This window comes from Microcoleus sp. S28C3, from assembly GCF_036700785.1.
GTDB lineage: Bacteria > Cyanobacteriota > Cyanobacteriia > Cyanobacteriales > Microcoleaceae > Microcoleus > Microcoleus asticus.
On record NZ_JAUBPO010000035.1, the window covers coordinates 1 to 25927 of the forward strand.

General features: G+C 45.6%; 21 protein-coding genes. 14 read left to right on the forward strand and 7 right to left on the reverse strand.

The window, feature by feature from the left end; translation table 11 throughout:
* Window positions 1–72: 72 nt before the first annotated feature.
* Together QUA13_RS12730 and QUA13_RS12735 are read right to left on the reverse strand one after the other, a co-directional pair.
* Window positions 73–297, reverse strand: a complete 225-nt coding sequence (locus QUA13_RS12730; protein WP_445242709.1) for an RRXRR domain-containing protein — start codon at window positions 295–297, stop codon at window positions 73–75.
* A 546-nt stretch (window positions 298–843) separates the two neighbouring features.
* Window positions 844–1329 (reverse strand): allophycocyanin subunit alpha-B, encoded by a 486-nt coding sequence (locus QUA13_RS12735; RefSeq protein WP_172185605.1) that lies wholly within the window; start codon window positions 1327–1329, stop codon window positions 844–846.
* A 472-nt stretch (window positions 1330–1801) separates the two neighbouring features.
* On the opposite strand from QUA13_RS12735, the gene rlmD reads away from it, so the two are divergent.
* Complete coding sequence (rlmD, locus tag QUA13_RS12740; RefSeq protein ID WP_333198862.1) at window positions 1802–3214, forward strand: 23S rRNA (uracil(1939)-C(5))-methyltransferase RlmD; 1413 nt, start codon at window positions 1802–1804, stop codon at window positions 3212–3214.
* A gap of 182 nt (window positions 3215–3396) precedes the next feature.
* Here the strand turns inward: rlmD and QUA13_RS12745 are convergent, their stop codons facing one another.
* Complete coding sequence (locus QUA13_RS12745) at window positions 3397–4383, reverse strand: DUF1848 domain-containing protein (protein WP_333198864.1); 987 nt, start codon at window positions 4381–4383, stop codon at window positions 3397–3399.
* Between the two features lie 61 nt (window positions 4384–4444).
* Here QUA13_RS12745 and QUA13_RS12750 point away from each other — a divergent pair, with 61 nt between their 5' ends.
* The 6 genes from QUA13_RS12750 to QUA13_RS12775 all read left to right on the forward strand — a co-directional run bounded on the left by QUA13_RS12750 (window position 4445) and on the right by QUA13_RS12775 (window position 11915).
* Window positions 4445–7468: a reverse transcriptase domain-containing protein gene (locus QUA13_RS12750; RefSeq protein WP_333198865.1), complete on the forward strand. Its 3024-nt coding sequence runs from the start codon at window positions 4445–4447 to the stop codon at window positions 7466–7468.
* A gap of 29 nt (window positions 7469–7497) precedes the next feature.
* Window positions 7498–7680: a hypothetical protein gene (locus QUA13_RS12755; protein WP_333198867.1), complete on the forward strand. Its 183-nt coding sequence runs from the start codon at window positions 7498–7500 to the stop codon at window positions 7678–7680.
* Window positions 7662–8930: an SPFH domain-containing protein gene (locus QUA13_RS12760; protein ID WP_333198868.1), complete on the forward strand. Its 1269-nt coding sequence runs from the start codon at window positions 7662–7664 to the stop codon at window positions 8928–8930. Before QUA13_RS12755 ends, QUA13_RS12760 begins: the two co-directional genes overlap by 19 nt.
* A 525-nt stretch (window positions 8931–9455) precedes the next feature.
* Entirely contained in the window at window positions 9456–9773 is a 318-nt protein-coding gene (locus QUA13_RS12765) for a YkvA family protein (RefSeq protein WP_333198870.1), read from the forward strand.
* Between the two features lie 143 nt (window positions 9774–9916).
* Window positions 9917–10957, forward strand: a complete 1041-nt coding sequence (gene lpxD, locus QUA13_RS12770; RefSeq protein ID WP_333198872.1) for a UDP-3-O-(3-hydroxymyristoyl)glucosamine N-acyltransferase — start codon at window positions 9917–9919, stop codon at window positions 10955–10957.
* An 85-nt stretch (window positions 10958–11042) separates the two neighbouring features.
* Complete coding sequence (locus tag QUA13_RS12775) at window positions 11043–11915, forward strand: CPBP family intramembrane glutamic endopeptidase (RefSeq protein ID WP_333198874.1); 873 nt, start codon at window positions 11043–11045, stop codon at window positions 11913–11915.
* A 166-nt stretch (window positions 11916–12081) separates the two neighbouring features.
* Here QUA13_RS12775 and cbiE read toward each other — a convergent pair whose 3' ends face one another.
* Together cbiE and QUA13_RS12785 are read right to left on the reverse strand one after the other, a co-directional pair.
* Window positions 12082–13398: a precorrin-6y C5,15-methyltransferase (decarboxylating) subunit CbiE gene (cbiE, locus tag QUA13_RS12780; protein WP_333198876.1), complete on the reverse strand. Its 1317-nt coding sequence runs from the start codon at window positions 13396–13398 to the stop codon at window positions 12082–12084.
* Between the two features lie 204 nt (window positions 13399–13602).
* A complete protein-coding gene (locus QUA13_RS12785) occupies window positions 13603–14343 on the reverse strand; it encodes a DUF1868 domain-containing protein (protein ID WP_172185736.1) in 741 nt (246 codons plus the stop codon).
* Between the two features lie 176 nt (window positions 14344–14519).
* Between QUA13_RS12785 and holA the strand changes: the two genes are divergently transcribed.
* On the forward strand, window positions 14520–15497 hold the full coding sequence (gene holA / locus QUA13_RS12790; protein WP_333198879.1) for a DNA polymerase III subunit delta: 978 nt from the start codon (window positions 14520–14522) through the stop codon (window positions 15495–15497).
* Window positions 15498–15726: 229 nt separating this feature from the next.
* A complete protein-coding gene (locus QUA13_RS12795) occupies window positions 15727–16764 on the forward strand; it encodes a hypothetical protein (protein WP_333198881.1) in 1038 nt (345 codons plus the stop codon).
* A gap of 359 nt (window positions 16765–17123) precedes the next feature.
* Here QUA13_RS12795 and QUA13_RS12800 read toward each other — a convergent pair whose 3' ends face one another.
* Both QUA13_RS12800 and QUA13_RS12805 read right to left on the reverse strand, forming a co-directional pair.
* Window positions 17124–18158: a histidine kinase gene (locus tag QUA13_RS12800; RefSeq protein WP_333198883.1), complete on the reverse strand. Its 1035-nt coding sequence runs from the start codon at window positions 18156–18158 to the stop codon at window positions 17124–17126.
* 540 nt (window positions 18159–18698) lie between these two features.
* The gene (locus tag QUA13_RS12805) at window positions 18699–20105 is read right to left on the reverse strand and encodes an S-layer homology domain-containing protein (protein ID WP_333198885.1); all 1407 of its coding nucleotides are present in this window, start codon (window positions 20103–20105) and stop codon (window positions 18699–18701) included.
* 65 nt (window positions 20106–20170) lie between these two features.
* Between QUA13_RS12805 and QUA13_RS12810 the strand changes: the two genes are divergently transcribed.
* From QUA13_RS12810 to QUA13_RS12830, 5 genes are all read left to right on the forward strand, one after another.
* Entirely contained in the window at window positions 20171–20716 is a 546-nt protein-coding gene (locus tag QUA13_RS12810; protein WP_333198887.1) for a hypothetical protein, read from the forward strand.
* Between the two features lie 500 nt (window positions 20717–21216).
* Window positions 21217–21699 (forward strand): BON domain-containing protein, encoded by a 483-nt coding sequence (locus QUA13_RS12815; protein WP_333198889.1) that lies wholly within the window; start codon window positions 21217–21219, stop codon window positions 21697–21699.
* Between the two features lie 398 nt (window positions 21700–22097).
* Entirely contained in the window at window positions 22098–23306 is a 1209-nt protein-coding gene (locus QUA13_RS12820) for a general stress protein (protein WP_333198891.1), read from the forward strand.
* A gap of 948 nt (window positions 23307–24254) precedes the next feature.
* Window positions 24255–24398 carry a hypothetical protein gene (locus QUA13_RS12825; protein ID WP_333198892.1) on the forward strand — a complete coding sequence of 48 codons (144 nt, stop codon included), beginning with the start codon at window positions 24255–24257 and terminating at the stop codon, window positions 24396–24398.
* Window positions 24399–24788: 390 nt separating this feature from the next.
* Window positions 24789–25850 (forward strand): pentapeptide repeat-containing protein, encoded by a 1062-nt coding sequence (locus QUA13_RS12830; RefSeq protein ID WP_333198894.1) that lies wholly within the window; start codon window positions 24789–24791, stop codon window positions 25848–25850.
* The last annotated feature ends 77 nt before the right edge of the window (window positions 25851–25927 follow it).

Here is a 25927-nt window from a genome sequence, read left to right on the forward strand (position 1 = left end):
TTTTTAGCTGGCATTTTTGTAGAGATTGACTAAACTCATTTTTTATTATACCCTATTTAAAGGCACAACAGCTTAGCCCTGTACTATCGCCAACCCAGTAGTTTTAGAACCTGGGTCAATTTTTAATTGAGCGGGTTGCGTTTTTGGGCAATCGACCGCATATTTCAGAATAATTGTGAACGGGTAACGGAGATACACAGCAGCTTGGGCTAGTTTTAACAATCGTCTTGCTTGTCCTGGTTCTACTGGCTCAAGTGGTTGTTTGTTGGTGTCTAAAACGAATACAAAGTTAGACATTTTGTCCTCTGATTACTCAGGTTATGTTTTCCTCGCCAATGTTTTGATGGCTTGTTGGGTTAGAGACACTGACTTAACCAAATACATCTGTTTAATCTCTAACGACAGAGCTACAAGCTGGAAAGCACCCGTAGGTGTCATCACCCTCAAAACGTAGTATTCAAGGTACTTAGGCTGGCTATTTGTCCAGTGTATGAACTAGCTGTCTAGTCTTGTCCACTGTTTGGTGAATAGCCCATCATATCCAAACCTGCCTCACTCTTAGAGAACTCTCGCAGCTCAAAACATCCATTCACTACGACAGCCGGAAATTCCAAAAACAATGTCTCCCAAAAACCCTTGACTTTTTAAATCAAATGTGTATTGAAAGACAAGACGAACTCAACATTTGGGAAAGCTTAAACAGCATTGCTTCCTAGCTGAAATTAGGCAGATTTCCTTGCCCAAAACAGAAGCGAAACATTTGCGAGCAATTGCGAGATAAAATCACCCCAAAAATCACCCGCGAATGCTCCGCCACATCCGTGAAAGCAATCACGAAAGCAATTAAGACATTGCCTGAGCGATATAATCAAAATAAGGAGCTGCTTCCTTAGCATCATCCTGATTGAGCAAAGCCAAAGAAGCTTCCTTCAAACAGCGGATAGCTTCGACCATGCCCGGAACAGGAACGCCGAGAGAATTATACATTTCCCGAACGCCAATCAAACCGATGCTCTCGATCGGCTCCTTGTCACCCGCCAAGATACCGTAGGTAATCAGGCGCAAGTACCAGCCGTAGTCGCGCAGACACAAAGCCCGTTCGCGCTGGCCGTAAGCATTGCCCCCAGGAGAGATAAAATCAGGTCGTTTTTTCCAGAGTTTTTTACTAGCTTCTTCAACAATTTTCTTCTCACTGTCAGACAGCGCAGTAGCAATACGCACCCGCTGTTGTCCGGTTTTAAAGAAATCATTGATACTTTGGAGTTCGCCGGTACTGGGATAACGAAGTTCGTCGTCGGCTTGGAGAATTAATTGGCTAACTACGCTCATTGTTATTCAAATTTGAGGATAACATTAATAAACATTCCCATCAGTTGGCGACGGGATTCTTGGTTCGCAGACTTGCCTTGCTCCTAACATTTATCAATCCTAGAAGTAGAGGGTAAATCTCCCCAAGCGTTATGCTTGATGTTCAAGCCAGTTTCCTTGTGTTCCAAGGTACTGCGGGAAAAACTCAAAAACTGCGAGTGAGTGTTTTGATGTCGGCAGACAGTTTGACTGTTTAACGAGTTTTTGCTACATCGCCCCAACAGCCTATCGCACCGACGGGATCGAGGCAACTAGCGACAAGCTCGACTCCCCGGTTGAAGCTTGGCTTTAGCAGCAAGACGTTCAGCAGCAGGAAGACAGCCTGCAATTGAGCTTGAGTGCGATGGCTTACGCCCCGCTTCTTCGCTACGACTTATCTCAGGAAAGAGAGAGCGATATTGCATTACCATATTAAATCCTACCACGACTACTTGTGACCAAATCTAAATTCCCCACCCCAAACTCGACGAAATTGGCAAACCCTTGCCAGCAAGGTCAACTGATTGAGATAGAGATTACTGACTTGACAGACACCGGCGACGGAGTTGGTCGTTTTGGTGAGTTAGTGGTGTTTGTGCCCGATACCGTGACGGGCGATCGAGTCCTTGTCCGCCTCGTGCAAGTCAAATCCACCTATGCTACAGGCAAGCTGGACACACTTCTCGAAACATCCGAACACCGCATCCGAGCTAACTGCATTGTCGCCGACAAGTGCGGCGGCTGTCAGTGGCAGCACGTAGACTATCAATATCAGCTTGCAGCCAAGCAAAATCAAATCACTCAAGCCTTAGAACGGATTGGCGGATTTAGCAATCCGCAAGTCGATGAAATTTTAACGGGCAAAATCGAGGGATTTCCCCAATTTTTGGGATACCGCAACAAAGCGACTTATCCCGTGGCAATATCTGCAACAGGTCAAGTCCAAGCAGGTTACTATCAAAAAAGCACCCACAAATTAGTCAATCTCAATCAGTGTCCGGTGCAAGACCCGCGCCTCAATCCTTTGCTAAAAGAAGTTAAAGAAGACATCCACTGGCGGGATTGGCAAGTCTACGACGAAAAGAAACATACAGGAGAATTGCGTCACTTGTCCTTGCGAATCGGACGGCGCACCGGCGAGATGCTGCTAACTTTAATAGTTCGCACTGGAGACTTGCCGGGACTCGAAGAGCAAGCATCAGAGTGGCTGAAAAAATATCCTCAACTGGTAGGTGTTTGTTTGAATATAAACCCCGCTCAAACTAATGTGATTTTTGGTGCGGAAACTCGCTGCATTGCGGGTCGTTCTTATCTGCGAGAAAGATTTGCTGGGATGAATTTTCAGCTAAGAGCAGATACTTTTTTCCAGGTAAATACAGAGGCGGCTGAAGCGTTGTTAGAGGTGATGGTAGGTGAATTGAATTTGCAGGGAAACGAGGTTTTGGTTGACGCTTACTGCGGCATTGGTACTTTTACTTTACCCCTGGCAAAACAAGTAAAAATAGCCATAGGTTTAGAAGTGCAATCGGCGGCGATAGAACAAGCCACATTAAATGGTGAGCTAAATGACGTGAGAAATGTCGAGTTTCAGGTGGGAACTGTAGAGAGTTTGCTGCCTTCCTTGGGATTGACACCGGATATTGTGCTGCTAGATCCGCCGAGGAAAGGGTGCGATCGCGCGGTTTTGGAAGCTATCAAGGAAATCAAACCAAATCGGATTGTTTATGTTAGCTGCAAGCCTGCTACTTTGGCTCGCGACCTGAAGATTTTGTGCGAAAATGGGGATTATAAGTTAGCGCGAGTGCAGCCGGCGGATTTCTTTCCTCAGACTTCTCATGTTGAGTGCGCGGCTTTTTTGGTCAGGTGAATGAAAGGGCGATCGGGCTTATTTGATTAAGTGTGAGATAGCATTTATTGCAAGTTAATTCTTTTGATGAGGTTCCTGATGCTTTTTACCTGATTAACTCGACAGAGAATAAAGATTAGGTATTTGTGGTTTGGGTTAGCGGCGATCGCCTGCTTCATGAGATTTTGATCGGTTCACAGCTTTTACTCAAAAAGTGTTCCTTGAATAGCCACGGGTAACTGTACAACAGATGTTTTCTCTTTCTTGCGGTGTTCTTGTGTGATTAGGTCAACCCCTTGTAATGTTGGGGGTCGCCAAAGTATTGAATCATCTGGGTCGTGGTCGCGCATCCGTTTCAATGCGGTGTCGCGACTATTCGTGGCATAGCAATAGCTACATCCAAAAAGGCAGGTTTCATAAGCACCGATATCCACTGACTCAACACAACCACAATCCTGTCGAGTAGGAGCAGCCTTGAGACGACTTTCTCTATCAGGTCGCAGCATCCTAACTATATCAATATCAATGCAGTGGGCTTTTTCAAAACTTTCTCCTGCCAGATTATCATCGCAGCACGAATACAACTTAATTCCCCGTGCAGCGGCAATATCATGTAATTGCTGAAGCAGTTGGCGTTTCTCGTCTAGACAGGGGCGATCGAACTTTACGTTGTACTTTTGCGCCACTTTCCCTAAGTTGCGCTCTGTTTTGCCGTAGAAATCGACAAAAGAAAAGTAACAGCGCCGAGTGTAGCCTTCGAGGTGGCGACAGATGAAGTCAAACTGCTCTAGATGGAAAGAAGGTGGAGTCAAATCGCTAAGTACGATGGGGTCATATCGCCACTGGACTCGATCGGCAGAAAGACGCTGTGAAAGTTGCTTAAAAGTATCGATCGATACCGAAAGAGGCGGATTGCTGCTCTCTATTGCTTTTGGATAACCAATCATGGTGAAATGAAAATAGAAGCAGTAACCGCGATCGGTCAGAAAATCTAGGTGTGGCAGCAAAGGCTGGGGATTGCGAGTCCAAAACACAATAGCTAAGCAGTCTTCCGGTTGAAGTGAGACGCGGTATACTTGCCTGCTAAATGGGTTTACCCAATGGCAAAAACCTGCTCGAATGCGGTTGAGAAACCACTTCGAGTAGAAGGCTGGAATATCAGTTCGACGACTGGCACTGATAATTTTCATTGGACTTATGCGCTTGACACCTACAAGTATTATATCGCAAATTTGACAAAAAAATCAACAAATGCAGAACCATCGTTCTTTTCATCCTTATATTGCAGATGCCTATACCGCTGTACATCAATGGCTTGCAACTAAACCCGAAGTCAATGGATATCAAAATATAAGCTCTTACAAGCAGTGTGATGATAATAAAGAACCTTTCAAAAGCGCGGCAGCTCAATATAGCCTTTATTTCCCCACACACTATTTTAAAGTCATCCACACCTTGGAAAATATTATTACTCGCGAAAAGTTGCTGACTTGGCTTGACCAGAATCGGAATATTTGTCTTGTGGATGTTGGGTGTGGTGCTGGAGCGGCTTCGATTGCTTTTGTAGAAATAACTTTACGTTTAAAAAAACAAGAAAAAATCACCCATCCAGTCAATATTTATTGTTTAGGTATAGACGTTAATAAATGGACTTTGGCAATATATAACAAGTTAATTACCCAAGTACAACCTAAAGTTGTTTCATCACAAATTAATTTGGAATTCCATACATTGCCCAAAAGTATTGGAGAAGCTGTAATTCCTGCTATACGCTGTTTGTCAAAAAAGCGGGAGCAATGGCAGCAACCATTTTTGTGTCACGTTTTAATGATTCATTCTACAGTTGTAGATTTGCTTAGCAGTCAGCACAAACGTGAACAGCAAGAATATGAGGAATTAAAAGAATTAGGAGGCATAGATTCCGATTTAATGGTTGGTAATTATGCTAAGTACAGCGAAGAATACGCCCTCGCCTATAAACTGTTATTTGAAGAAGTTCCAATCGATCGTCTCTATGTAATTACGATTGGTACTGATGCAGACAGATTGCCTGTTCAAGAAATGTCAGATGCACTTGCTCAAGGATTTAAAAGCAGTCATCATAATGTAGACTCCAATTTACTTATTCAACAGATTTATAGAGTTTACTATGAAAACCCTATTGGCAGTTATTGGAAAGATATAAGAAAAAATAATAAATATTACTCAAATTTTCATGTGGATGTTAGCAATATCACCAGTGCCAAGTTGCACCAAGATAACGACTGGCATGAAGTTATAAGTACAGAAAATATAGAACGGGCTTGGGTGTGCACCCGCAAATATCTTTTTGAAGAATCACTTTTTGATGAAGTGGAGATCCGCCTATTTGAAATAAATCTCGAAGATAACATCTATCGACTACAAAAACAACTAATTGCTTACGTACAAGAAGAAGCACATAAAGAAGACTATATTCCCTATAATTTTGTAAAAAGTTCATCAAGTACCCGTCCTAAAGGTTTATCAAGAATGGAAGGGGAAATTATTTCAACAGCAATTATTCAAAAATTAGGAGGAAAAGCATCGCGATTACAAGGAAATAGCTATGCTTATCGTTTACCAGCAGAGCGAGAACGTGAAACTGAATATCTCTATGAAAATTGGTTTACTGCATATAGCCTTTTTCTTTCAGACCTGCGAATGAACGCACAAAACTACGAAAATGGTGTAGTAATCCGTGTTGACATTGAATCTTACTATACAAGAATTGTACAAGATAGTTTACTTGAGTTAACAAAGGATTTAACGGAAAGCGAGCGTATCCGTTGGTTACTTAAAATATTACTTTCAAAGGAATTGGATGAGCATCAAGTGGGTTACGGTATTACTCAGGGAAGTATTGGTTCTGCATTTTACGCTAACCTCTATTTAAAACAACTCGATCTAATATTTGGTACTCAACCTAGTGATAATGAGTGGAAAGTGATGTTTTCGAGATACATGGATGACATGATCCTATTTGTGCCAGATGCAGATGATGTCCTCGCTGTTTTAGACACACTTAATCAAGAATTAGAAAAACTAAATTTGAATCTTAATAAGGAGAAGACAGAAATATACGATCGAGTTTCAGATTTTGTGGAAAGCATTAAAGAAGATGATTTATTTAAGGAGTTTAGCCAAGAATTTGATCGAGTAATGAACGGCTTATGGATTGGCAACTCTCAGTACCGCAAGGAGTTCGCAGGAGCTTATAGAAATAATGACTATCTCTGGGGACACCTAATCGAGCAATATCAAGAGTGTCTGTGTTCTATCAATATTTACATCAAAGCCCCCGATGTGAGCAGAAGAATATATAAGTATTTATTTAACACTAAAAAACGTCGGAAAGATTTAAAAAGAGAAGTAGAATTAAATTTACCACCTCTGCCTTCGGAGGGTCGTCAAATGTCGAGTGGAGAGTGGGCGTATGATTTCCAACAGTTAAACTATGAGTGGATAGGAGAAAAAGATAGGTTAAAGACAAAATTAATCTCTCTATTTCGTGAAAGTTTGAAAGAGATAGAAGAAATACCAAAAGCACCTAACGATCCTAAAAATATCAGGAGGCAAAGAACATTAAAAACATACATTCGCTTTGCCGTTAATAAGTTGCTTATACTTGGCTTCACAGAGATAGTCAGAGATGTTGTTGAGATTTTATGTGAAAAGCCGTGGGTTTTGCGCGAACCCTTACAAATTTTGGAAAGTCTAGCAATACAAGGTTATCTAGGTCAGCTTATAGAGGTAATAGCATATTATCAAAACAGCAGTCATAAAATGAGCGAATATATACGCGCTGTCAGTCTTCGGGCTATACGTTTTTCACCCACAATTAATGAGGATGCTTGGGAAAAAGTGGTTGAATATTCCATAAATGGCACTTTAGTAGAGCGACTTATGGCAACAGAAACATGGTTGTGTCTGGCTTACAATAATCTGTGCGATCATCTTGTACAAGATAGCCACATAGAGAATGTGTCGATAGCTTTACACAGCGAACCGCTACCAAAAGCTAGATTAAAGAAAAACTATTTGTTGATATTAGGGCTGTATAAGCGGGATGCCATTAGTGACGAGTCTGTTGATAATAATGATTATATGCTCTGCGAAGCTTATAAAATGGCATTACAAGGAACTATAGAGGATTTATTTGAAAATTACGAACCCAAAATAATCAGAGATAAATATTATAGTGGTAAAGATCAGTCTAATGGAGATGGTGAGGCTAAGGTATCTCCATTTAGTTAAAAATTAGTGACATAGAAAATAAATATTATTTGCCCCCAGTAGCTATTCGAGCTCGCCCCTCTACTTCAATTTCTGGTCTTATATACATTTTATCTCTCACACTGAATCGCAATATTGAACTTTCTGTGAGTGAAAATATTGCTTCGCGGCGGGTGATGGCAAAAATGGGAATGCAGTACGAACAGAAAGTAGATTGCTGGGGTGCAAACTAGATCCAGTCCGGCCTGAATCGGGGGGAGTCCAGAAGTATAGAATAGAGGTTGCGGAATCGGCACACCGCCCGATCGATCGCCCCCAGCAATTTGTTACCCTAAAAATAGAATCTTCGCTCCCTCAACTGCATCCCATGAACAACGCTTCTCCCCTGATTCAAACCATAACTCCAGAACGCTGGGCCGGGTTTAGTATGGACTTTATAGGGGCGGGTTACACGGGTGTGTTGGTCAAAAACGGCCGCGCCGTGCGTACCCTAAAATCCGGGCGACATTTCAGCTTCGCCCTTCCCCTGCTGGAACAGTCTCAAATTGTCCTCGTAGACACCAAACTCCGCAATTTGGAGGTGCAGTCGCACGGAGATTTTTTGTCTAAGGATCGATTTTTAATTGATGCCACTCTGACCGTTATTTATCAAGTTATAGATCCGAAACGGGTAGCTTTGGAATTGTCCGATCCTATAGGTGCTTTAGCAAGTGCAGTTAAGGATTGTATGGGATTAGCGATCGGGCAAATACCCCTACAACAGCTTATCAGTCAAGGACGGCTGTTGCTGCGCCAAAATTTGCTCGATCGCGTCCAAGATTTTTATACTCTAGGTTTTAACTTAGAAGACGTGCGAATTGGCGATGTCAGCTTTCCCGAAACCAACGGAGTTATTCGCCAAGTTGAGGGAATGAGTGCCCGACAGGAAGCAGAAAATGCCGCCGCCCTGCAAATGAGAATTGCCGAAGCAGGCCGTCCGATTGTTCCTCAATCTCCCGTACAGCAGTTAAACTTAATTTCAGGTAATTCTCCTGCGAGTCTTCCAGCTTCAGACACAGCAGCGGAGTTCGATCGAGATTTACAACAACTAACACAACAACTTGCTCAAAACAGCCTTCCTGCTGGGAGAAATCCTCCCCAACTTGCACCGACGGTACTCGCAAGCAGCGATCGCAAAACAACCGCATATTTAATCTACAAACTTTCTGGAGAAGCGATCGCCCTAACGGCCAATCCCTTTACAATTGGACGCGAACCAACCAACACTTTAGTATTGCAAGATCCGCAAAGTTCGCGCTACCACGCTCAAATCCGCCGGGCCACTGACGAAATTGGCAAACAGCGATATCAGCTTGTCGATAGCGGCAGTTCCAACGGCACTTTTGTGGGTGGGCAGAGGCTGGCTGCTAACGAGCCTTTTTGGCTGCCAAATGGTTGCGAAATTGCGATCGGCGACCAAAAATGGATCTTTCAAAATTCGTGAGTGAGAGAGATGAAGATTTGTTTAAACAGCAGATTAATACAGATAAATCCCATCGGCGTTCATCAGTGTTTATCTGCTGACATCTGCGGTTAAAAAATCCAAATCTAAGTAACTTGCTTTAATCACGATATACAATTAATATAGCAATCCTAAGTGATTTTCTAGATATGTAAAATCTGAAAGTCTTGCTATACAACAAGTCTAGGAAGACAAGAGGGCGTTGTGTTGTGAGACTCAGATCGGATTGCTATAGATGCCGAATCTACCATCAACAATATGAATGTTTTTTTTAACCGCACATAAACGCAGATAAATACAGATTAATTCCATCGGCTTTCATCTGTCAGGTTTCTGTAGGGGCGCTGTCAAGAGTCCCCGCCCTTCCGACACAGCTTGACAACTTCTCCCTCTCCGATTCCCTATACTCCCAGGTAGAAGTCTCTTGCCAACCTTAGGGGGGATATCTCCACAAGCATTTCGAGCGACAATTTGTCAAGATTGAAAATATAAGTAGAGGACAACCCCATGAGCTTTTCTATACAATCTGTTTACAACTGGTACCGCGACACCCTCCGCAACCCCAAGTACCGCTGGTGGATTATTCTGGGAACGGTGGCATATCTGGTAAGCCCGATCGACATTGCCCCAGACTTTCTCCCCGTCGTCGGACAAATTGACGATGTGGCGATCGCAGTCTTGCTGATTTCCGAAGTTTCCCAAATGGCGATCGACTACTTTAAATCCCGCCAAACAGAGACAGCTTCAGCATCCGAAGCCACCGGTGCCAATTATTCTGAAGCCAAAGGCAGCACCGTTGACGTAGATGCAGTTTCTGTAAAATAATTGCCAAAAATAATCGATCGCTACAACCCCGACTTCTTCAAGAAACCGGGGTTTTTGTTTTTTAAATGGCAACTGCTCAGATCGTGCTCTAAAGCTGGTAATTTTAACTATGGTCAATCTGTGTTAACAACAAATTTTTATAGATGAAGTTTAGTGAAATAGTACAAAAACTTAATTTAGCCACCAGTAGCAGCCTCACAGCGTCGGTTGCTACCGATCCAGAAATTACTGGCCCTGCCCCAGTTGATGAAGCTCGATCGGGCACAATCAGTTACATAGAAGGTGCTAAATTTGCCTCTCATACAGCCTCGACAAATGCTTCGGCTTTAATTTTGCCCTTAGATGAAAGCCTCCAAGCTCAATGTGACGATCGCAACATCGCTTGGATTGCCGCAGCAGATCCGCGACTGCTGTTTGCTGAAACGATCGCCCTTTTCTATCAACCGTTTCGCCCAGCATCCGAAATTCATCCCTCAGCCGTCGTTCACCCCTCAGCAGAAATTGGTGAAAATGTCTATATCGGCCCCCACGCCGTTATTCAAGCAAAAGTCAAAATTGGCAGCAACGTTTGCATTCATCCAAATGTCGTAATTTACCCAGATGCGGAAATAGGCCCCGGCACTGTTTTACACGCTAACAGTGTCATTCACGAACGTACTCGCATCGGGGCAAATTGCGTGATTCACAGCGGTGCGGCGATAGGTTCCGAAGGTTTTGGGTTCGTGCCGACAGCCACAGGCTGGGTGAAAATGGAGCAGTCTGGCTGCACTGTATTGGAAGAGGGCGTTGAGGTTGGCTGCAACAGTACGATCGACAGGCCCGCTGTCGGAGAAACCCGCATCGGCCAGAATACAAAAATCGACAATTTAGTACACGTAGGTCACGGCTGTCAAGTAGGAAAAAATTGCGCGTTTGCCGCTCACGTTGGCATGGCTGGCGGGGTAAAAATTGGCAACAATGTAATTTTGGCAGGTCAAGTGGGAATTGCTAATCAAGCCAAAATCGGAGATGGGGCGATCGCCACTGCCAAAGCCGGAATTCACAGCGATGTTGCAGCAGGGGCGATCGTGACGGGCATTCCAGCAATTCCCCACAAACTATTTCTCAAAGCCACAGCAATCTACAACCGCTTGCCCGAAATGTACCAATCTTTGAGGCAAATTCAGCGCAAGCTCGATCGGTAGTCAATTGGCAGTTGGCAGTAGTCAGTAGTCATTAGTTAACAGTTAAGAGTCAACAGCCAAGAGTATTATAGTTGCAACCCATTAAATGTGGAATAGTATAAACAACCTGCGACTGCTGTCGCCGTCAATACCAGTCCTTGTCAAAATAATCTTGTTTTTCTCAACTTGGATTGTTGTGTGGCTTCCCGCAGCGATTGTGCTGGCGATCGCCCTCAAATGGCATCCGCCCCAACCCCTGGGAAACAAAAAACTACCTTTACTAGCTTCCCTATACGTGATTGTCCCCTTCATTTTATGGGCGACAAGTTGGATAGAAAACACATCTTTTACTAACTGGGGTTGGGAATTGCAACCCGCAGTTTTGATGTCATTACTGCGGGGATTAGGATTAGGAATAATCAGCTTAGTAATTTTATTCGGTCTGCAATTAACAGCAGGGTGGATCGAGCTAAAAAAAAGCGAAACTTCCACCACCGAAACAGTCGAAAAACAAATTAATTTTTGGACTTTAATTTTTAACCCTGCTAGTCTGCTGACTCTGTTATTAGCAGTGTGGATTAGCGCCACAGAAGAGTTAATCTTTCGCGGCTGCTTGCAAACAATCCTCCAGCAAGATTACTCAGTGCTAATCGCAGCAGCGATCGCCAGTTTCATTTTTGCGATCGCCCATCTAATTTGGGCCGCCAAAGAAACTCTACCGCAACTGCCCGGATTGTGGCTGATGGGGATGGTTTTAACATTAGCCCGCATCGCCGACAATGGCAGTTTAGGATTGGCGATCGGCATTCACGCAGCTTGGATTTGGGGTATAACTACCGTAGATACGGAAGGCGCAATTAAACCTACTTCTAGGGTACCAGAATGGATTACAGGAATTGCCGCCAAGCCTCTAGCAGGTGCAGCCGGAATTCTGTTATTGCTAGCAACAGCAGCCGTACTGTTCTTAATTAAAAATTAAAACCTAATACCCCAAACCCCTTTAAAATTACCTCTACTCTTCCTCTCTTCCTCTGCGCCCTCTGCCGTAAAAAAAGATTAGATTCAATCAAGCGAGAACTAAAACCACAAAAAACACAGATAACACAGGCATTAATCTACGTTAATCGTCGGTTAAAATTCAGACATTAATTCAAATGTCGATCGATCGTCACAATCGAAACCGGATTCAGCGCGTCAAAACGAGTTGAATTTCCCCCAGCCAGAGAACGCGACAATTGCACTTGCACGATTCGGTAACTCCAGTGCGGTTCTCGGCGCACCCGATCGCCAATCCAGCTCAAAACAGTAGCAATATCCTCAAAAGCATCCAAAGTCAGGACGATCGACCCTCCAGGAAGCAGCCGCAGCGCGCAAACGCCCAAAATTTTAGTCAACCCTCCGCCACTACCGCCAATAAAAATCCGGTGCGGAGGACGCAAGCGGTGCAAAATTTCCGGGGCGGTTCCATAAATCGAAAACACATTTTGGAGGCCAAAACGGCCGTAGTTGAACTCGATCGCAGAAGTACCAGAAACCGTTTGTTCGATCGCATAAACCTCAGACTGCGGGAATAAACGAGCAATTTCGATCGATACAGAACCGTTACCAGCACCCACATCCCAGACAACTTGTCCCGGTTGCAAAGCCAATTGTGCCAAAACCAACACCCGCACTTCCCGTTCCACCGTCAAACCCGGCTTGTCGCCACAACCGATAAAAGCTGCATCCGGTATTCCCAACAAAGGCAACTTTTCCAAATCCAAAGGTTCCGTCCCCGCCGGGGACTCCCGCAGCATCACAACCACGCTCAGCGGTGCAAAAGACTCTCCCAGCAATGCTGACAGAGAACGCAGGCCCACCCGCTCGTCAGCCGAACCCAAATTTTCGCAAACCCAAAACTCGTAGCGTGTAGGCAAATCTAGAGCTTTTACCCAATTTGCCAGGGCAGCGGGAGTATGAGTTTCGTCGGCGAGCACTGCAATTTTCTCGACACCGAGCTTGAGTTTGGCCGTCAGTTCCTCAAAATAACGTCCTTGAGAACCCACAAAATGAGCGTCTTGCCAAGGGATTTGCAAGCGATTAAAAGCCAACTGCACAGAACTGACGTGGGGGTGAAAAGTCAATTTTTCTGCCGGCAATTGGGCAATTAATAACTTTCCCCAGCCGTAGAACAGCGGGTCGCCGGCCACTAAAATTACAATGAGTTGAGACGAGGGGGTAGAAGGGGGCGAAAAAATCCCTGGAGCTGGCTCTAAATTCGCATCAGTCGCCAACCAGCGCTTAATTTCTAGAATTGCCGCCGTCAAATCTTCCAACACCCAGATCTCGCAGGAATGGTGCGGGAAATAGCTCAAATGACGATCGCTCCCTATTAGCAGAGCGGCCATTTCTACAACCTGCCGCGCCGATTCGCTCAGCCCAGCAGCTCCATCTAAACCTATACCAACAACGTGTACTGTCACTTTTTAAGCAAAAAGTAAAAAACCAGAATTACTGATTTTTCCTGGTTTCTCATAAATTTTTTCCTTGACTTTACTGTCAAACAAAAATAATTAAAGCATTTAATAGGCAATATCCTGACTATTGTCACAGGGGAGAGGGGGCGAGAGAGTGGGAGATGGGAAAAAATCTTCCTTTTTCCCTCTTTCCTCTTCCCTCTTCCTTCGTTAAAACTCAAAAACAGGCCAGTCCGGTTGCCGGACGTAGGTGGCCATGTCTTCAAACTTCCGCAGTTCCACTCGGTGTACGGACTGTTCTTGCGGCGTGTCCAGCCATTGCTCGTTTAACTCAGACAGCAAAGTGCACAAGCGAGCGCGGTCTAGGTTCGGCCCGGTGTCCCCAAAATAAGCCAGAGTAATGTGTGCCGTAAAATGATATTGCTGTTCGATTCCTAAAGCAATTAAATCGGGATTTTGATAGATCGATCGGCGCAACTCAAGAATTTGCTTGTAAGAGTTTTCGTCCGTCGGTGCCAAACAAACACCCACAGCTCTAGTCATCACCATCAACCCCAGCACTATCCAGCGAATGGGAGGGCCGCCCGCCAAGGGTTTGCAGGCGGCAAAACGATCGGCCATGCGCGAGCGCAGTTGCTCCTCAAATTCTGGATTTTGATCGGAGGCATCTCGAAAAGCGCTGCTCCAAATCAAATCGGCTACGGTTAAATGGAAGCTATCAGGAGGCAGTGCCACGAGCGCACCCTCCGCTATTTCCTGCAATAGCCGTTGTTGGATCGAGTGCAAATTACTATAAAGTGCAGCATTTTCTGCATCTTCCCCAGCAGGTGGCGTAATCACCGAATAACCCGGAAAAGGTACAGGATATCTGTGACCGGCTTCGTCGGGCTTAAATTTTGGAGATTCCTGAATGTGTTCCACCTGGGACTTGTAGGAGTCCAGCAGCGTCATTCGCGCCACCCGATTTACGTAAGCTTGATAAGTATCATCCAATCTTGATTTCCTCGCGGTGACAAACTCCCACACCAAATTTTATATTATGGCGCGGGCTTCCAACAGCCCAATTCAGGATATGTTGGACAAGCCTCGCCTGCAACTGTGATTTTTTGGGCTAGTGAGCGTTTTTCATGCAAATTTACCTGTTTTGGGGGGAAGACGACTTTGCGATGGCGCAGGCTGTGACAAGTTTGCGCCAAACAGTCCTCGACCCCAACTGGGCTAGTTTTAACTATGACAAGATTATTGCCGATCGAGCGGACGCTGTGGTCGAAGGGCTCGATCGAGCCTTGACGCCCCCCTTCGGTACCGGCAGCCGTTTTGTCTGGCTGGCAAATACGACTGTAACTCAGCAGTGCTCTCCAGAACTGTTAGCGCAATTTGAACGGACGCTGCCGGTGATTCCCCCTACCACCGTGTTGCTGCTGACATCCGTCAAAAAACCCGACAGCCGGCTCAAGTCTACCAAGTTACTTGTCCAGTCCGCCCAAGTGCGGGAATTTTCACCGATTCCGCCTTGGAATGACAAAGAATTAGCCCAGCGGGTGCGCCAAGTCGCCGGCGAAATGAACGTCAAATTGACCGCCACAGCGATCGAACTTTTGGCGCAATCCATTGGCAGCGATACTCGACAGCTATACAGCGAACTGGAAAAATTGCTGCTGTTTGCGGGCAACCGCAGCCAACCTCTGAACCCGGAGGAAGTTGCCGCACTGGTGCACTGTCACGCCCAGAATACTTTCCAGCTAGCCGATGCGATTCGCGAGGGCAATACCTCCGCCGCTTTGGATTTATTGGCCGGCTTAACTGGCCGCAGCGAGCCTGGTTTGAGGATTGTGGCTGGCTTGACTGGTAAGTTTCGGATTTGGCTGTGGGTAAAGGCGATGATCCAAGCTGGCGATCGCGATGATAAAATTGCTCAAGCTCTAGACTTAGGGAATCCGAAACGAGTATACTATTTTCGCCAAGAAGTCAAGAACGCCAGCTTAGAAAAACTGCAAAAAAGTTTGCCTTTGCTGCTAGACTTAGAAGCTTCTTTAAAACGGGGCCGGGAAGAAATCTCAACCCTGCAAACCAAAGTTATAGAACTTTCTAGCTTGTTTCGCTGATGCGCGACAGGGCACAGGATCGGCCCCTTACTGTAAATTTTTACAACAAATTTCGATAGCGGCTATGTGCTTGATACCGGCTCGCGGGCCCAAAGGTCAATAGATACTAGAAATACTCTCAGAATGCCAAAGTAGAAGTTAATGTGGTAAATAAATATTGTCCGCCGAATGCCGATCGGTTAATATTATTTGCCGGCTCTCCACCCCCCCCAAAAAAAGAGCGCTACCCATGACACAACAGAACCCGCGGGAACTGCTCAAGCAAGGCGATCCAAAAGCGATCGCATCTAGCATCAACCGTACACTCAAACCCAAAGGCATCAACGCCGATGTGACGCGGGACAACGGCTGCCTCCACATAATTCTGGAGGCAGACAAAGTACCGGATCAAATGGTATTGGTCGATTTCATCCGCACCGGCATGACGAAGCTGGGACTCGAATCAATTCACACTGTCAAGGTTTACGGGCGTCGAACAGGTGACGGATCGCCTGCGTGGGAAGATGAAATCGATCTGATGCCTGCGGAGCCAATGCCTTACCCCTTGGATAGTAGAATGCCTGACGACTCTGTAGGTTTAGATGATGTCGAGCCCGAAGGCGAAGACTATTATCAAGAAGGAGAATTCGATCGAGATGACGACGAGGAAGACGAAGACGTAGACGAAGATCAAGCCCCGCCTCCGAAAAAACAATTCCCCAAATGGGTAATACCTGTGGGTATCTTAGTACCTCTGGCGGCGATCGCAGGGCTTTTCTTTACTAAAACTTTCCCCTTCGGCGACTCGAACCCAGAACCGAACCCCCCCGAAGCTGCTTCCCCTTCCCCGAAACCCGCATCTCCCGCTTCTAAAGCCACCGCACCCTCTCCAGCTGCATCTGGGCGCGCCCCACAGGCAGCCACTCAGACCCCCGCAACCGCTCCCAATGCTGCTGCGCCCGCAAGCCCAGCTCCGACATCTCCACCACCCAAAGCTGCACCAGCATCTCCGGCACCCAAGGCAGCCTCTCCGGCGCCAACAGCCGCCGCGCCTAAGCCTGACTCTTGGAGGCAAGCCGTTAACACAGCTCAGAAGGCAGCAATTTCGGCCCAGACGGCTCAGTCTCAAAATGAGTGGATCGCAGTAGCAAGCGAGTGGCAGCAAGCGGTTAAGCTCATGAGAGCCGTGCCCTCAACCAGCCCGAACTATCAAAAGGCTCAGCAAAAAGCAGCAGAGTATCAGGCTAATCTGATTGTTGCCAACCGCAGGGCGGCAGCAGCGCCTTAAGAGTTTTGAGTTTTGAGTTTTGAGTTGAATACTGGATGTGCTAAAAGTCAAAAGTCAAAAGCCAAAAGTAAAAAATCTTTTTTTTACTCAAAGCTTTCTTACCTTTTGACTTTTTTCAATTTTAGTGACATACTCCTACACCAACTGAGTACAGTATGGTTTAGGGTTCTAAGGAAGTCCTCAAGAGTGCATAGGATATTAGTTGTTAAATCAATTCTTTCTCGGTAGTTTACTTTGATACAATCATCCTTAAACTGTAAGATCGTTGCAGCATATTTTGGGGGAACTGGTATAACTCAAAAAACACAGCAACAACCCGGTTTATCAAAGAAACCGGGTTACTAAAAACAGAGCTTGGTTTAAATCTGTTCTTCCCCTTGATTAAAACGCTGAATCCCTTGATTTTCTTCGACGCGAGCAACAGAATCTTTGGGAATATTGAGGATGCCTGTGAATGGCTCTTGACTTGCTTTCAAAGCTTGTTCCTTGTTTTTGCGATCGGCAATTTCGCGCTGCAACTTGTCAATTGTCCGTTGAAAACGAGCGGCTTGTCTGAGCATTTCTTGTTCCGAAAAATCCAGCAATTGAATCAAATTAGCAACTTGATATTCCAGTAATTGGTTTTCGGTAACATTGTTATTTGTAACAACGTCATTAGCATTCTTTGAATATTCAAAAATATTTTTTTCGTCAAAAACAGACAATGCTGTTTTGACACTAAGCGCCAAATTTTTAAACATTTCAGCCGTGCTTTGGGGAATTTTAACTTTCAGGAACATCACTACCGCAAACAAACTTCCTGACGGCAGAAGTCCCCCAAATCCCAAGACAGACTTGACTTGGTAGGGGACAATTAAAGAATTTTGCTCAGGAATAAAGGGGCTGTCTTTTGCCTCTGATACGTGAAAAATATTTAATACTGCGGGCTCTAATTGCAGGAACCTTTCTCGCTCAATTCCGACGAATGTAGGAATGTCTAAACCAAACTGCCGGATTATTTCCGAAATCGCCGGCATTTGAGCCACTAATTTTGGGCTAACTAATGGAATAGCTGTATTTTCTGCTGCTGTGTGCCGAGAATTCCACTGCGGTTCTGTGCCTGCGGCTGCTAGCAGAGTCCAACATTTCATGTCAGCAGCGGGGGAATTGCCGTTCATTAAGCGGCGCGCGGATTGTTGCAATGAGTCTTCTAATTCCCCGTAGGGATGAGTTTTGAACAAACGCACTAAGGCACAGGTATTTTCTCCAGTTTGCGAATCGCAAAAATGTTGGTAAATATAGTTAACAATCTTCTGGCTGCTGGCTTCCATACTAGCAGTATTTCTACCTAACTGGCGCAGGACTAAGCTGCATTTGGCCATGTCTTGGGCGGTAAATAGGGTAATATCGTACATTAAAAAACGCTCTCCCAGACCTCAAACACTCTTTTTCATTTATCGTTAAGTCCGCTACTGCATCCGGAATCCTACTGAGAGTTTTGAGCAAAGTGTTAGTGAAAATATGGAGAAAATTTGTCCGCAAAATGCAGCGGTTTTGTGGAAAGATACAGAAATTAAGATTAAGGCAAAAAAAATATCTTCCTTAGGGTGGGTGACAAGAACGGAAAAGCCGATCTATAGTTTTTAAAATGATTTTTTACCATAACTCGCCCATAGGAATTAAAGAAACGGGGTTTTTCACCGGATATGCCTCGCGTTTTACTGGGCATTTTCGTAGATAAAAGTCGGTTTCTGGGTAAGCCACATTCACAGAAATCCTAGAAACTCAAGCTGCAATTTTTGTGGCGGGCGATCGCACGCCGATCGATCAAAAATTGGTACAATTTCCTCAGTCTTGGACGCAGAAACCGGGTTTGGTTACAGAGAAAAAACCCGGTTTCTTGGTTATTGGTAAATAGATGCTTTGTTCAAAACTTTTAACCATTCCAAACAACTCTATTGAGCTGGTTGAGTTTTTGCTTCCAAAGCATCTTTAGCAGACAATCCCTGATCTTGAACCCCAAAATACCACAAACTAGCAGCAGCTTCGGCGCGAGTCACGGATTTCTTCGGCTGAAACAGAGTAGTAAAACCAAAAACGCGACGAATATTCGCCAAATCTCCATTGTTAAAATCAGCTAAAACTGCCCGAGATGCCTGGGAATCAATTTTAGAAGCATCTTGAAAACCCCACTTTTCTTTCACTCCGTCAATGTTAGCTGTGGGCAAAACTTGACGAGTATCTAAAGGCACTTTCCAGAGAATCATTGTTTCGCGAGTTAAAGGTGCATCCGGGCGAAATTTTACATCTTTAGTTTCTCCAGAAAGCGAACTTGGAATTACACCGGCTTCTGCTAAACCTTGAATTGCTGAAAAATCGGGGTCAGTTTTGGGTACGTCAGAAAATGCTGGTTCGCTAGAGTCTACTGCTAATCTAATTTGTTTGGCTTGACGGGTAGCATAAATCTGATTGTTAGCTGCTACTAACCAGCGGGCGTAGTCGCGGCGAGTGACAATTTTGTTGGGTTTGGGCAAAGTGCTGGCAGTTTCTAAATTAGCACTTTCTGTCGATCGCACTTTCAGCACTTCTAACTGAGTTAAATCTGCCACATACTGCCGCAACTGTTGAGGAATTTGGTCGTCTTGTTGGCTAACTTTTGCTGATTTTGGCGAAGGGGATGGCGTTGGAGTAGTTCCCTCTGAATTAGATGGAGTTGGTGAAGGTGTTGGAGATGCACTAGACTCGGAATTATTAGGTTGAGGACTGGCAGCAATTTCTGATCCCTCTTTGCTGTAGTCGATCGCAAATTCTGTAGAACCCCCTACTTTCTCAGTAGGAAAAAGCGACACAGTTACCCGCACATTATCTCGGGTTGCTACCAAAGAACCTTGTCCCTCGGCGGTGGGGCGGCTGACTATTTCCCAGTTGCGGCGCTCAAACTCAGTAGAGTAAAAGTTCTGAACCGAATTAACCGGATCGGTGCTTTCCCAGCGCAGTCGCACATTTTTTTCCGACGGATCGGTTTGCCCACCAACTTCGATTAACTCAGCATTAGGATAGAGTGGAATCTCTGTAGGGAAATCGGGAGGAAGTTTGGCGGTAGAGTTTGTCTCAACTGCTGTCGCTGGTGGCGGGGAAGAGAAAACCACTGGATTTTGTTTTAAGTTGGGATCGGCGGCTAAAGATTCTTCGAGTGCCTTGCTGTTGGGGCTGTTTGCACAAGCTGTGACAGCAGCCAGCAGACACACAGCCAGCCAAGTATTTACAGCAGCGAGTATATTGGTTTTATTGGTTTTACTGGTTTTAGCTGGCGATCGCCCTTGAGACTTGCCTCGCCGTTGAGTAAATATAATATTCAGCATAAATCCCCCCTTTGCGGATATATTTCTAGGCTAGCGCAGATCGGGCAAATATAATTTTTACCGAAATGAAATTGGTATATTTACTTCTAGTTACTGCTACATTACTTTTCTCCCCTGTCAAGTTTGCCCGTCCCGCAAAAGCTCAACTAGCCCCGCTGCGAGCAGAACTTCAGACGCCAGAGTGGCAGCCATTTTGCTCGGCGATGGGTCAGTTTGCGATCGATATGCCGGGAAATCCCAAAATTAATTCCGAAACTTTTTCAACTCAAGTTACCGCTCATACATACCGATCGATCTTAAAAAACAAAGAAACTTATTTACTTCAATACTTTGACCTAGATTTCCGGCAAAGCAACAATAATATTAAAATTACTTTAAATAATGCCGTTGATTTCTTTGTCGTGGGGGCGAATGCTAAATTGTTGCAAGTGCGAGATATTTCTCTAGGAGGCTATCCGGGAAAAGAGTTTGAGTTTCAGCCGCTTTCCCCCACTGAACCTGTAGGTGTAGGTCAAGTTTTTTTGGTGGAAACGCGCGTTTACGGGCTGGTAGCCACTACCCCCGAACCAGAAAATGCTCAAAAATTTCTCGACTCTTTTCGTTTGTTTTGAAGCAGGAAGTTCGGCAACAAGCAGTGTACGGGATTTTACGGATTCAACGGATGGATATTGAAGGATGAAGTCAGAGGTTTGAGGTTCTAGGGAAAAATTAGTTGGCAGTGGCGATCGAATTTATTAATAAAGCTTACCCTTTTAAACTTGGTGTATAGGAACCCTTTTAAACTTGGTGTATAGGAAAATATTGGCTTTGGCAACGAAAAATGGAGCCATCTACCGGGTTTCTGAGGAATAATGCGGTCAAAAGTAATTAAGTTAAATTTGACATAATACCTTACTTAGTTTTTTGTACTCTATCTAACGACATAGATAAATTTTACACCCGTGGAGCGATGTACATACTTCCTCAAGTTTATATATTTAATATAATGATTTTAAAATCGCAGCAAGCACAAACAAAGATGCTGTCTTGCTCGAACTGGCTCCCATCAGGCTCAACGAAGTCAGGGAAGTCAGGCTCATCGAAAGCTTACCCGGAGGGTATTAACATAATTATGAACAAACTAACACCAATTCTCCTCAGCGGCATCCTATTATTTGGAGCTGCTGCTTGCAGCGAGGGGGCTAAAACTAGCGCTGATGCTCCTAATTCTCCCACAGAAAATACCACCAGCCCGCCCCCAGCCGAGACAGTTCAAAAAACTCAGTCCGACGCCACTAGCGATATTCGCAAAAACCAAGCAAATTCTGATATCAGGGCCAGAGAACAGCGCAACAACGTGACTGGCGGCGATGCCACAAGAGCCGATGGCGACCTCCAAAGTGAAGTTCGCTCAAAGTTAGAAGTAAACATCACGAAAGGTACACTAACTGTTGATGCAAAAGACGGGGTTGTCACTGTAGGTGGCACAGTTCCCAATCAAACAGATTTAGCTAAAATTGAGCCGCTAGCTAAAGAGATTAAGGGTGTCAAAACGGTGAACGTTACGGCTGTTGTCGCCCCCGCTGCACCCGCATCGCCTAGCAGCAGCCAATAAGTTAGAAGGAAAAAAAAACAGGGAAAGAAGGCAGAAAGAGGATGAAGAGGGAACAGGGAATAGAGAACAGGGAAAGTTGGTGCATTTTAAGATTGCTGCCGCAGCGGAGCGCAGCGCTTACGTGATTCTCTAGGGGTAGCGGGCTTTTAATTAAAAAAGTTGAAATTTAAAAAGTTACGCACTCAAAGCTCGCGCACTGCCTGCAATTTTCTATTCCCAATTTCAGCTTTCCAATTCCTGAGAATTAGTTAGAAACCAGCCAGAAGATAGAGAGCAAGGTTATTCCCAGCGACCGATGAAAAATGTTGGGAAAGCAGGACTAAATGTGATTGATGACAGCAAGCAGAGCATAAATTCTGTAGTTGTGAAAAAGTAGTATATTTTGCAGGAGAAAGAAAATGGCTTTAGGTCAACACAAGCGAGCTGTAGGATCATTTTCTAATTACCGAGATACGGAACTAGCCCTGACGGAACTGCAAAGTAGCGGGTTTCCGATGAATAAAGTTTCGGTAGTTGGAAACAATCTTGATGGTAACGAAATTGCGGGCGCTAGCGCTGGTAAGGGTACTGACGACAAAGTGGGCGGCGGCGCAAAAGCAGGCGCGACAGCGGGAGTCGTGACGGGCGGTTTGATTGGGTTACTCGGAAGCATTGGAGCGCTAGCGATTCCGGGAGTTGGCCCGGTGATGGCTGGGGGCGCGCTCGCAACTCTGCTGGCTGATACTGTAGTCGGAGGCGCGATTGGGGCTGCTGCGGGCGGTTTGGTCGGCGGTTTGGTCGGTTTGGGAGTTCCCGAATCAAAAGCTAAAGCTTATAACGATCGCGTCTCGCGCGGAGAATATTTGGTATTCGTAGAAGGCACAGATTCGGATATTGCCACAGCCGAAGGAATTCTGAGCGTGCGGGGCATTCAGGATTGGGGCATTTACGATGTGCCGGCAGACACCGGTCACAGAGCTTCGGCCCGCCACAGGCGCGCGGTGGGCGTATTTTCAACCCGTCGCGAGACAGAACAAGCGCTGGGAGAACTTAGAGCTGCGGGTTTTGACATGGACCGGGTTTCGGTCATCGCTAAGGATTCTGACTCTAAAGGGGACATCGCAGGCATTGACGTGCAGGAAAGCGCGGACAACAAGGCGGATGAAGGGGCGACTAAGGGCGCACTCACAGGCGGCACTTTGGGCGGTTTGACAGGCTTGTTGGTAGGTCTGGGCCTAGTGGCAATTCCGGGAATCGGGCCGATTATGCTCGCAGGAGCCTCAGCTACGGCGATCGCCACTACACTCGCCGGTACGGCTTTGGGTGCGGCTGCAGGCAGCTTGATCGGAGCTTTAGTCGGTTTGGGAATTCCCGAAGAGGAAGCTAAAGTATACAACGATCGGGTAGCCAGGGGAGATTACTTGGTACTGCTTGACGGCAGCGAAGCAGAAGTCGCTAAAGCTGAAACCATTCTGAGCCGCGGAGGCATTCAGCAGTGGAACACCTACGACTATCCCAGCGTCGATAGTGCTCGGGCTGATTACGGCGCTGTTGGTACTCCGGGGGTTGATACTACGCCTAATATTTACGATCCCAATCAGGGCGTTAACCGCCACCCTCTGATTTAATACTTCAGACTTTGTTTGGGTATTGTTTCTACGAACTGCACGTTAATCGCACTCGCCCACTCGGATTGTCGAAAGTGATGCAACCAACACGGGCGAGCTAGGGGTTTTGCACTTCGTCGGTAAAATTCTCTCAAAAGTCGGCTTTTTCTCTGAAAGTCGGCTTTTGTTTTGGGAAAAAAAAAGCGACCTGTCACAATTTGAATTTTGATTAATGAGCCAGGCCGCAAGCTGGGCTTTGTGCGGGCGGAGCGATCGGCTCCCTTAACTTTTACACCTTAAATTCGCAGTGTTTTTTTAGTCTGTAACACTCACTACTGCTCGATTGCAAACCCCGCAGTATTATCAAATTTGATGACATAAATTACAGCAGATATTGCCCGGTTAGTCCAAGAGCGACTATCTTTAATTATGGGGCGGCTAATTTCCGCAACTTATACAGGTCAAGTAGCCAGTCCCGCGCGCCCAGAAAAGCCTGCGGTGGTCGGCAACTATTAGAATAATAATATTGTCGTCGCCTTCCCGCGAGACTTAGGCTGGTCATTGGTTGGCTGTAGCAACCCAATTGCCGTTGGCAAGACCTGCTACAGGAATACAGTTTTTCTGGGAATGCCTCAGCGAAGCATTTGAGAAGCCCAGGAACAGCTTCTATGTCCGGGAGCGCGTCTGGTGTCGGGTGTTCTGTTAATTAGAACCGCAAGCGCTCATGGATCGAGTAAACATTAACAGCAAGCACAGCAGCACGGGATCGCAATGGCTCGCGGCGCATTTTTTCTCGAAATCTCAGGCTCAGCGCAGCGTGTTGCTTCCTTCGCCCATGAGCCGCTCAGCACTCCGAGGGAAACAGCCTTCCTGTTGGTTTTCACTGGCATCGAGCACAGTGGGGGGAGGTGAAACTGGCTGAGCTGACCGGGCTCTGCTTTGATGGGCGATCGAAGATAGAAGGCACTTATGTATAAGGCTTTCGGGGTTGAAGCTCCGATATCTTGTTTCTTGATTGCACTAATAAATTCGATCGCCTCTAGCAGCAATTTTTTGGGTCAGAATGCGGCGCGGATGCCGCCAGCAATACCCCAAATATTCGATCGACTTTGACAAGCTCGATCGACAATTTCTCGGTATTTTGGTAAATGGTTAGCAGTTAATAGTTAGTGATTAGCAGTTAGTATAAATACAACTAACAATTAACAACTAACACCAACTGCAAACTAATTACTACCGGAATAAAACTTACAGGACTTACACGCGGCGATCGACTCGGTTTCTTCATCGCTTCCGCGCTGGCAAACCTCAGATTTTACCAGAACCCGGTTTCTTTTCGTAAGTTATAACTAGGTTAGCAAGGTGATGCTAGGAATCAAGCAGTTGTGACAATTGTTACGCTCGGCAGTATTGGTTTAAAAAACTGACTGGCAAACACGATAGTACAAATTTTCAGACAACATAGAACATCGAGAAATTAAGGAAACTCACTCAACTTTTTTTATGAATTTCACTGAGATTTTAAGTGCCGATGAACTTTTAACTAGACATAGAAACGGGGAACGAGATTTTCGAGGGGCTAACCTCATTCAAGCTCATTTGAGTGAAGCTAATCTCAGTCGAACAAATTTGAGCAGCGTTAATTTGAAAGGTGCCAACTTAATTAGAAGCAAACTGATTGGAGCTAATTTAAACGGCGCCGACTTGAGCGGGGCTAATTTGTCTAAGGCGAAATTAATAGAAGCTAACCTCGGGAGTTCTAGTTTAACTGGAACTGTGGCGATCGGAGCCGATTTTAGCGGAGCAAATCTCAGCGGAGCAATATTGTCTCAGGCTGACTTGAGCAAAGCTGTGATGACGGGAGCGAGTTTAGTAGGAGCTTGTTTGCTAAGCGGCTCGAAACTAACTGAGGCTAATTTGAGCGGGGCGACGCTGAGCCGAGCAATTATGAGCGGGGTTGATTTAAGCAGAGCAAATCTGACTAGAGCGATTCTCAGCGAGGTAGATTTGAACGGGGCGAACATGAGCGGAGCAACTCTAATTCGGGCTTATCTCAATCGCGGAAATCTCAGCGGTGTCAATTTGGTTGGAGCTTCTTTGAGCGAAGCAAGTCTGCGGGAGGCTTCTATTTGCGCTGCTAATTTGAGCGGTGCTGACTTGAGCGGTGCTGACTTGCAATCCGCTAATTTAAATGGCTCAAATTTGAGCGGTGCCCACTTGCAGGGAGCTAATTTGAGTAAAGCTAATTTAAATGGTTTGATTCTGCACAATGCTGATTTGAGAGCTGCGAATTTGAACAAAGCTTCTTTGCGGGGAGCTAATTTGAGCGGTGCGAATTTGTCAGGTGCTAGCTTGCTGGAAGCGGATTTGCGGGGGGCGAATTTGAGTCACGCCAATTTGTCGGGAGCGGGTTTGCTGCTGAGTTCTCTGACAGGGGCGAATTTGACAGGAACTAATTTGTCGGAGGCTAATTTGATTGGGGCGAGCTTGAATGTTGATAATTTGAATGAAGCAGCTTTGGGCGGGGCGATTTTGCCGAATGGAGGTACTCACAGCCGGGATTGACGAGTTAATTCACGAAAAATAGTTTTGAGTTTTAAGTTAAAGAATGTTTAATTCAAAACTCAAAACTTTTAACAATA

Excerpts from the sequence above, each read along its gene's own strand:
- QUA13_RS12745 (WP_333198864.1), bottom strand. The coding sequence starts at position 4,383 with ATGAAAATTATCAGTGCCAGTCGTCGAACTGATATTCCAGCCTTCTAC.
- QUA13_RS12820 (WP_333198891.1), top strand. The coding sequence starts at position 22,098 with ATGGCTTTAGGTCAACACAAGCGAGCTGTAGGATCATTTTCTAATTAC.
- QUA13_RS12795 (WP_333198881.1), top strand. The coding sequence starts at position 15,727 with ATGACACAACAGAACCCGCGGGAACTGCTCAAGCAAGGCGATCCAAAA.
- QUA13_RS12750 (WP_333198865.1), top strand. The coding sequence starts at position 4,445 with ATGCAGAACCATCGTTCTTTTCATCCTTATATTGCAGATGCCTATACC.
- QUA13_RS12810 (WP_333198887.1), top strand. The coding sequence starts at position 20,171 with ATGAAATTGGTATATTTACTTCTAGTTACTGCTACATTACTTTTCTCC.
- QUA13_RS12735 (WP_172185605.1), bottom strand. The coding sequence starts at position 1,329 with ATGAGCGTAGTTAGCCAATTAATTCTCCAAGCCGACGACGAACTTCGT.
- holA (WP_333198879.1), top strand. The coding sequence starts at position 14,520 with ATGCAAATTTACCTGTTTTGGGGGGAAGACGACTTTGCGATGGCGCAG.
- QUA13_RS12765 (WP_333198870.1), top strand. The coding sequence starts at position 9,456 with ATGAGCTTTTCTATACAATCTGTTTACAACTGGTACCGCGACACCCTC.
- QUA13_RS12830 (WP_333198894.1), top strand. The coding sequence starts at position 24,789 with ATGAATTTCACTGAGATTTTAAGTGCCGATGAACTTTTAACTAGACAT.
- QUA13_RS12815 (WP_333198889.1), top strand. The coding sequence starts at position 21,217 with ATGAACAAACTAACACCAATTCTCCTCAGCGGCATCCTATTATTTGGA.
- QUA13_RS12825 (WP_333198892.1), top strand. The coding sequence starts at position 24,255 with ATGTATAAGGCTTTCGGGGTTGAAGCTCCGATATCTTGTTTCTTGATT.
- QUA13_RS12775 (WP_333198874.1), top strand. The coding sequence starts at position 11,043 with ATGTGGAATAGTATAAACAACCTGCGACTGCTGTCGCCGTCAATACCA.
- QUA13_RS12785 (WP_172185736.1), bottom strand. The coding sequence starts at position 14,343 with ATGACGCTGCTGGACTCCTACAAGTCCCAGGTGGAACACATTCAGGAA.
- QUA13_RS12730 (WP_445242709.1), bottom strand. The coding sequence starts at position 297 with ATGTCTAACTTTGTATTCGTTTTAGACACCAACAAACAACCACTTGAG.
- QUA13_RS12805 (WP_333198885.1), bottom strand. The coding sequence starts at position 20,105 with ATGCTGAATATTATATTTACTCAACGGCGAGGCAAGTCTCAAGGGCGA.
- QUA13_RS12800 (WP_333198883.1), bottom strand. The coding sequence starts at position 18,158 with ATGTACGATATTACCCTATTTACCGCCCAAGACATGGCCAAATGCAGC.
- lpxD (WP_333198872.1), top strand. The coding sequence starts at position 9,917 with ATGAAGTTTAGTGAAATAGTACAAAAACTTAATTTAGCCACCAGTAGC.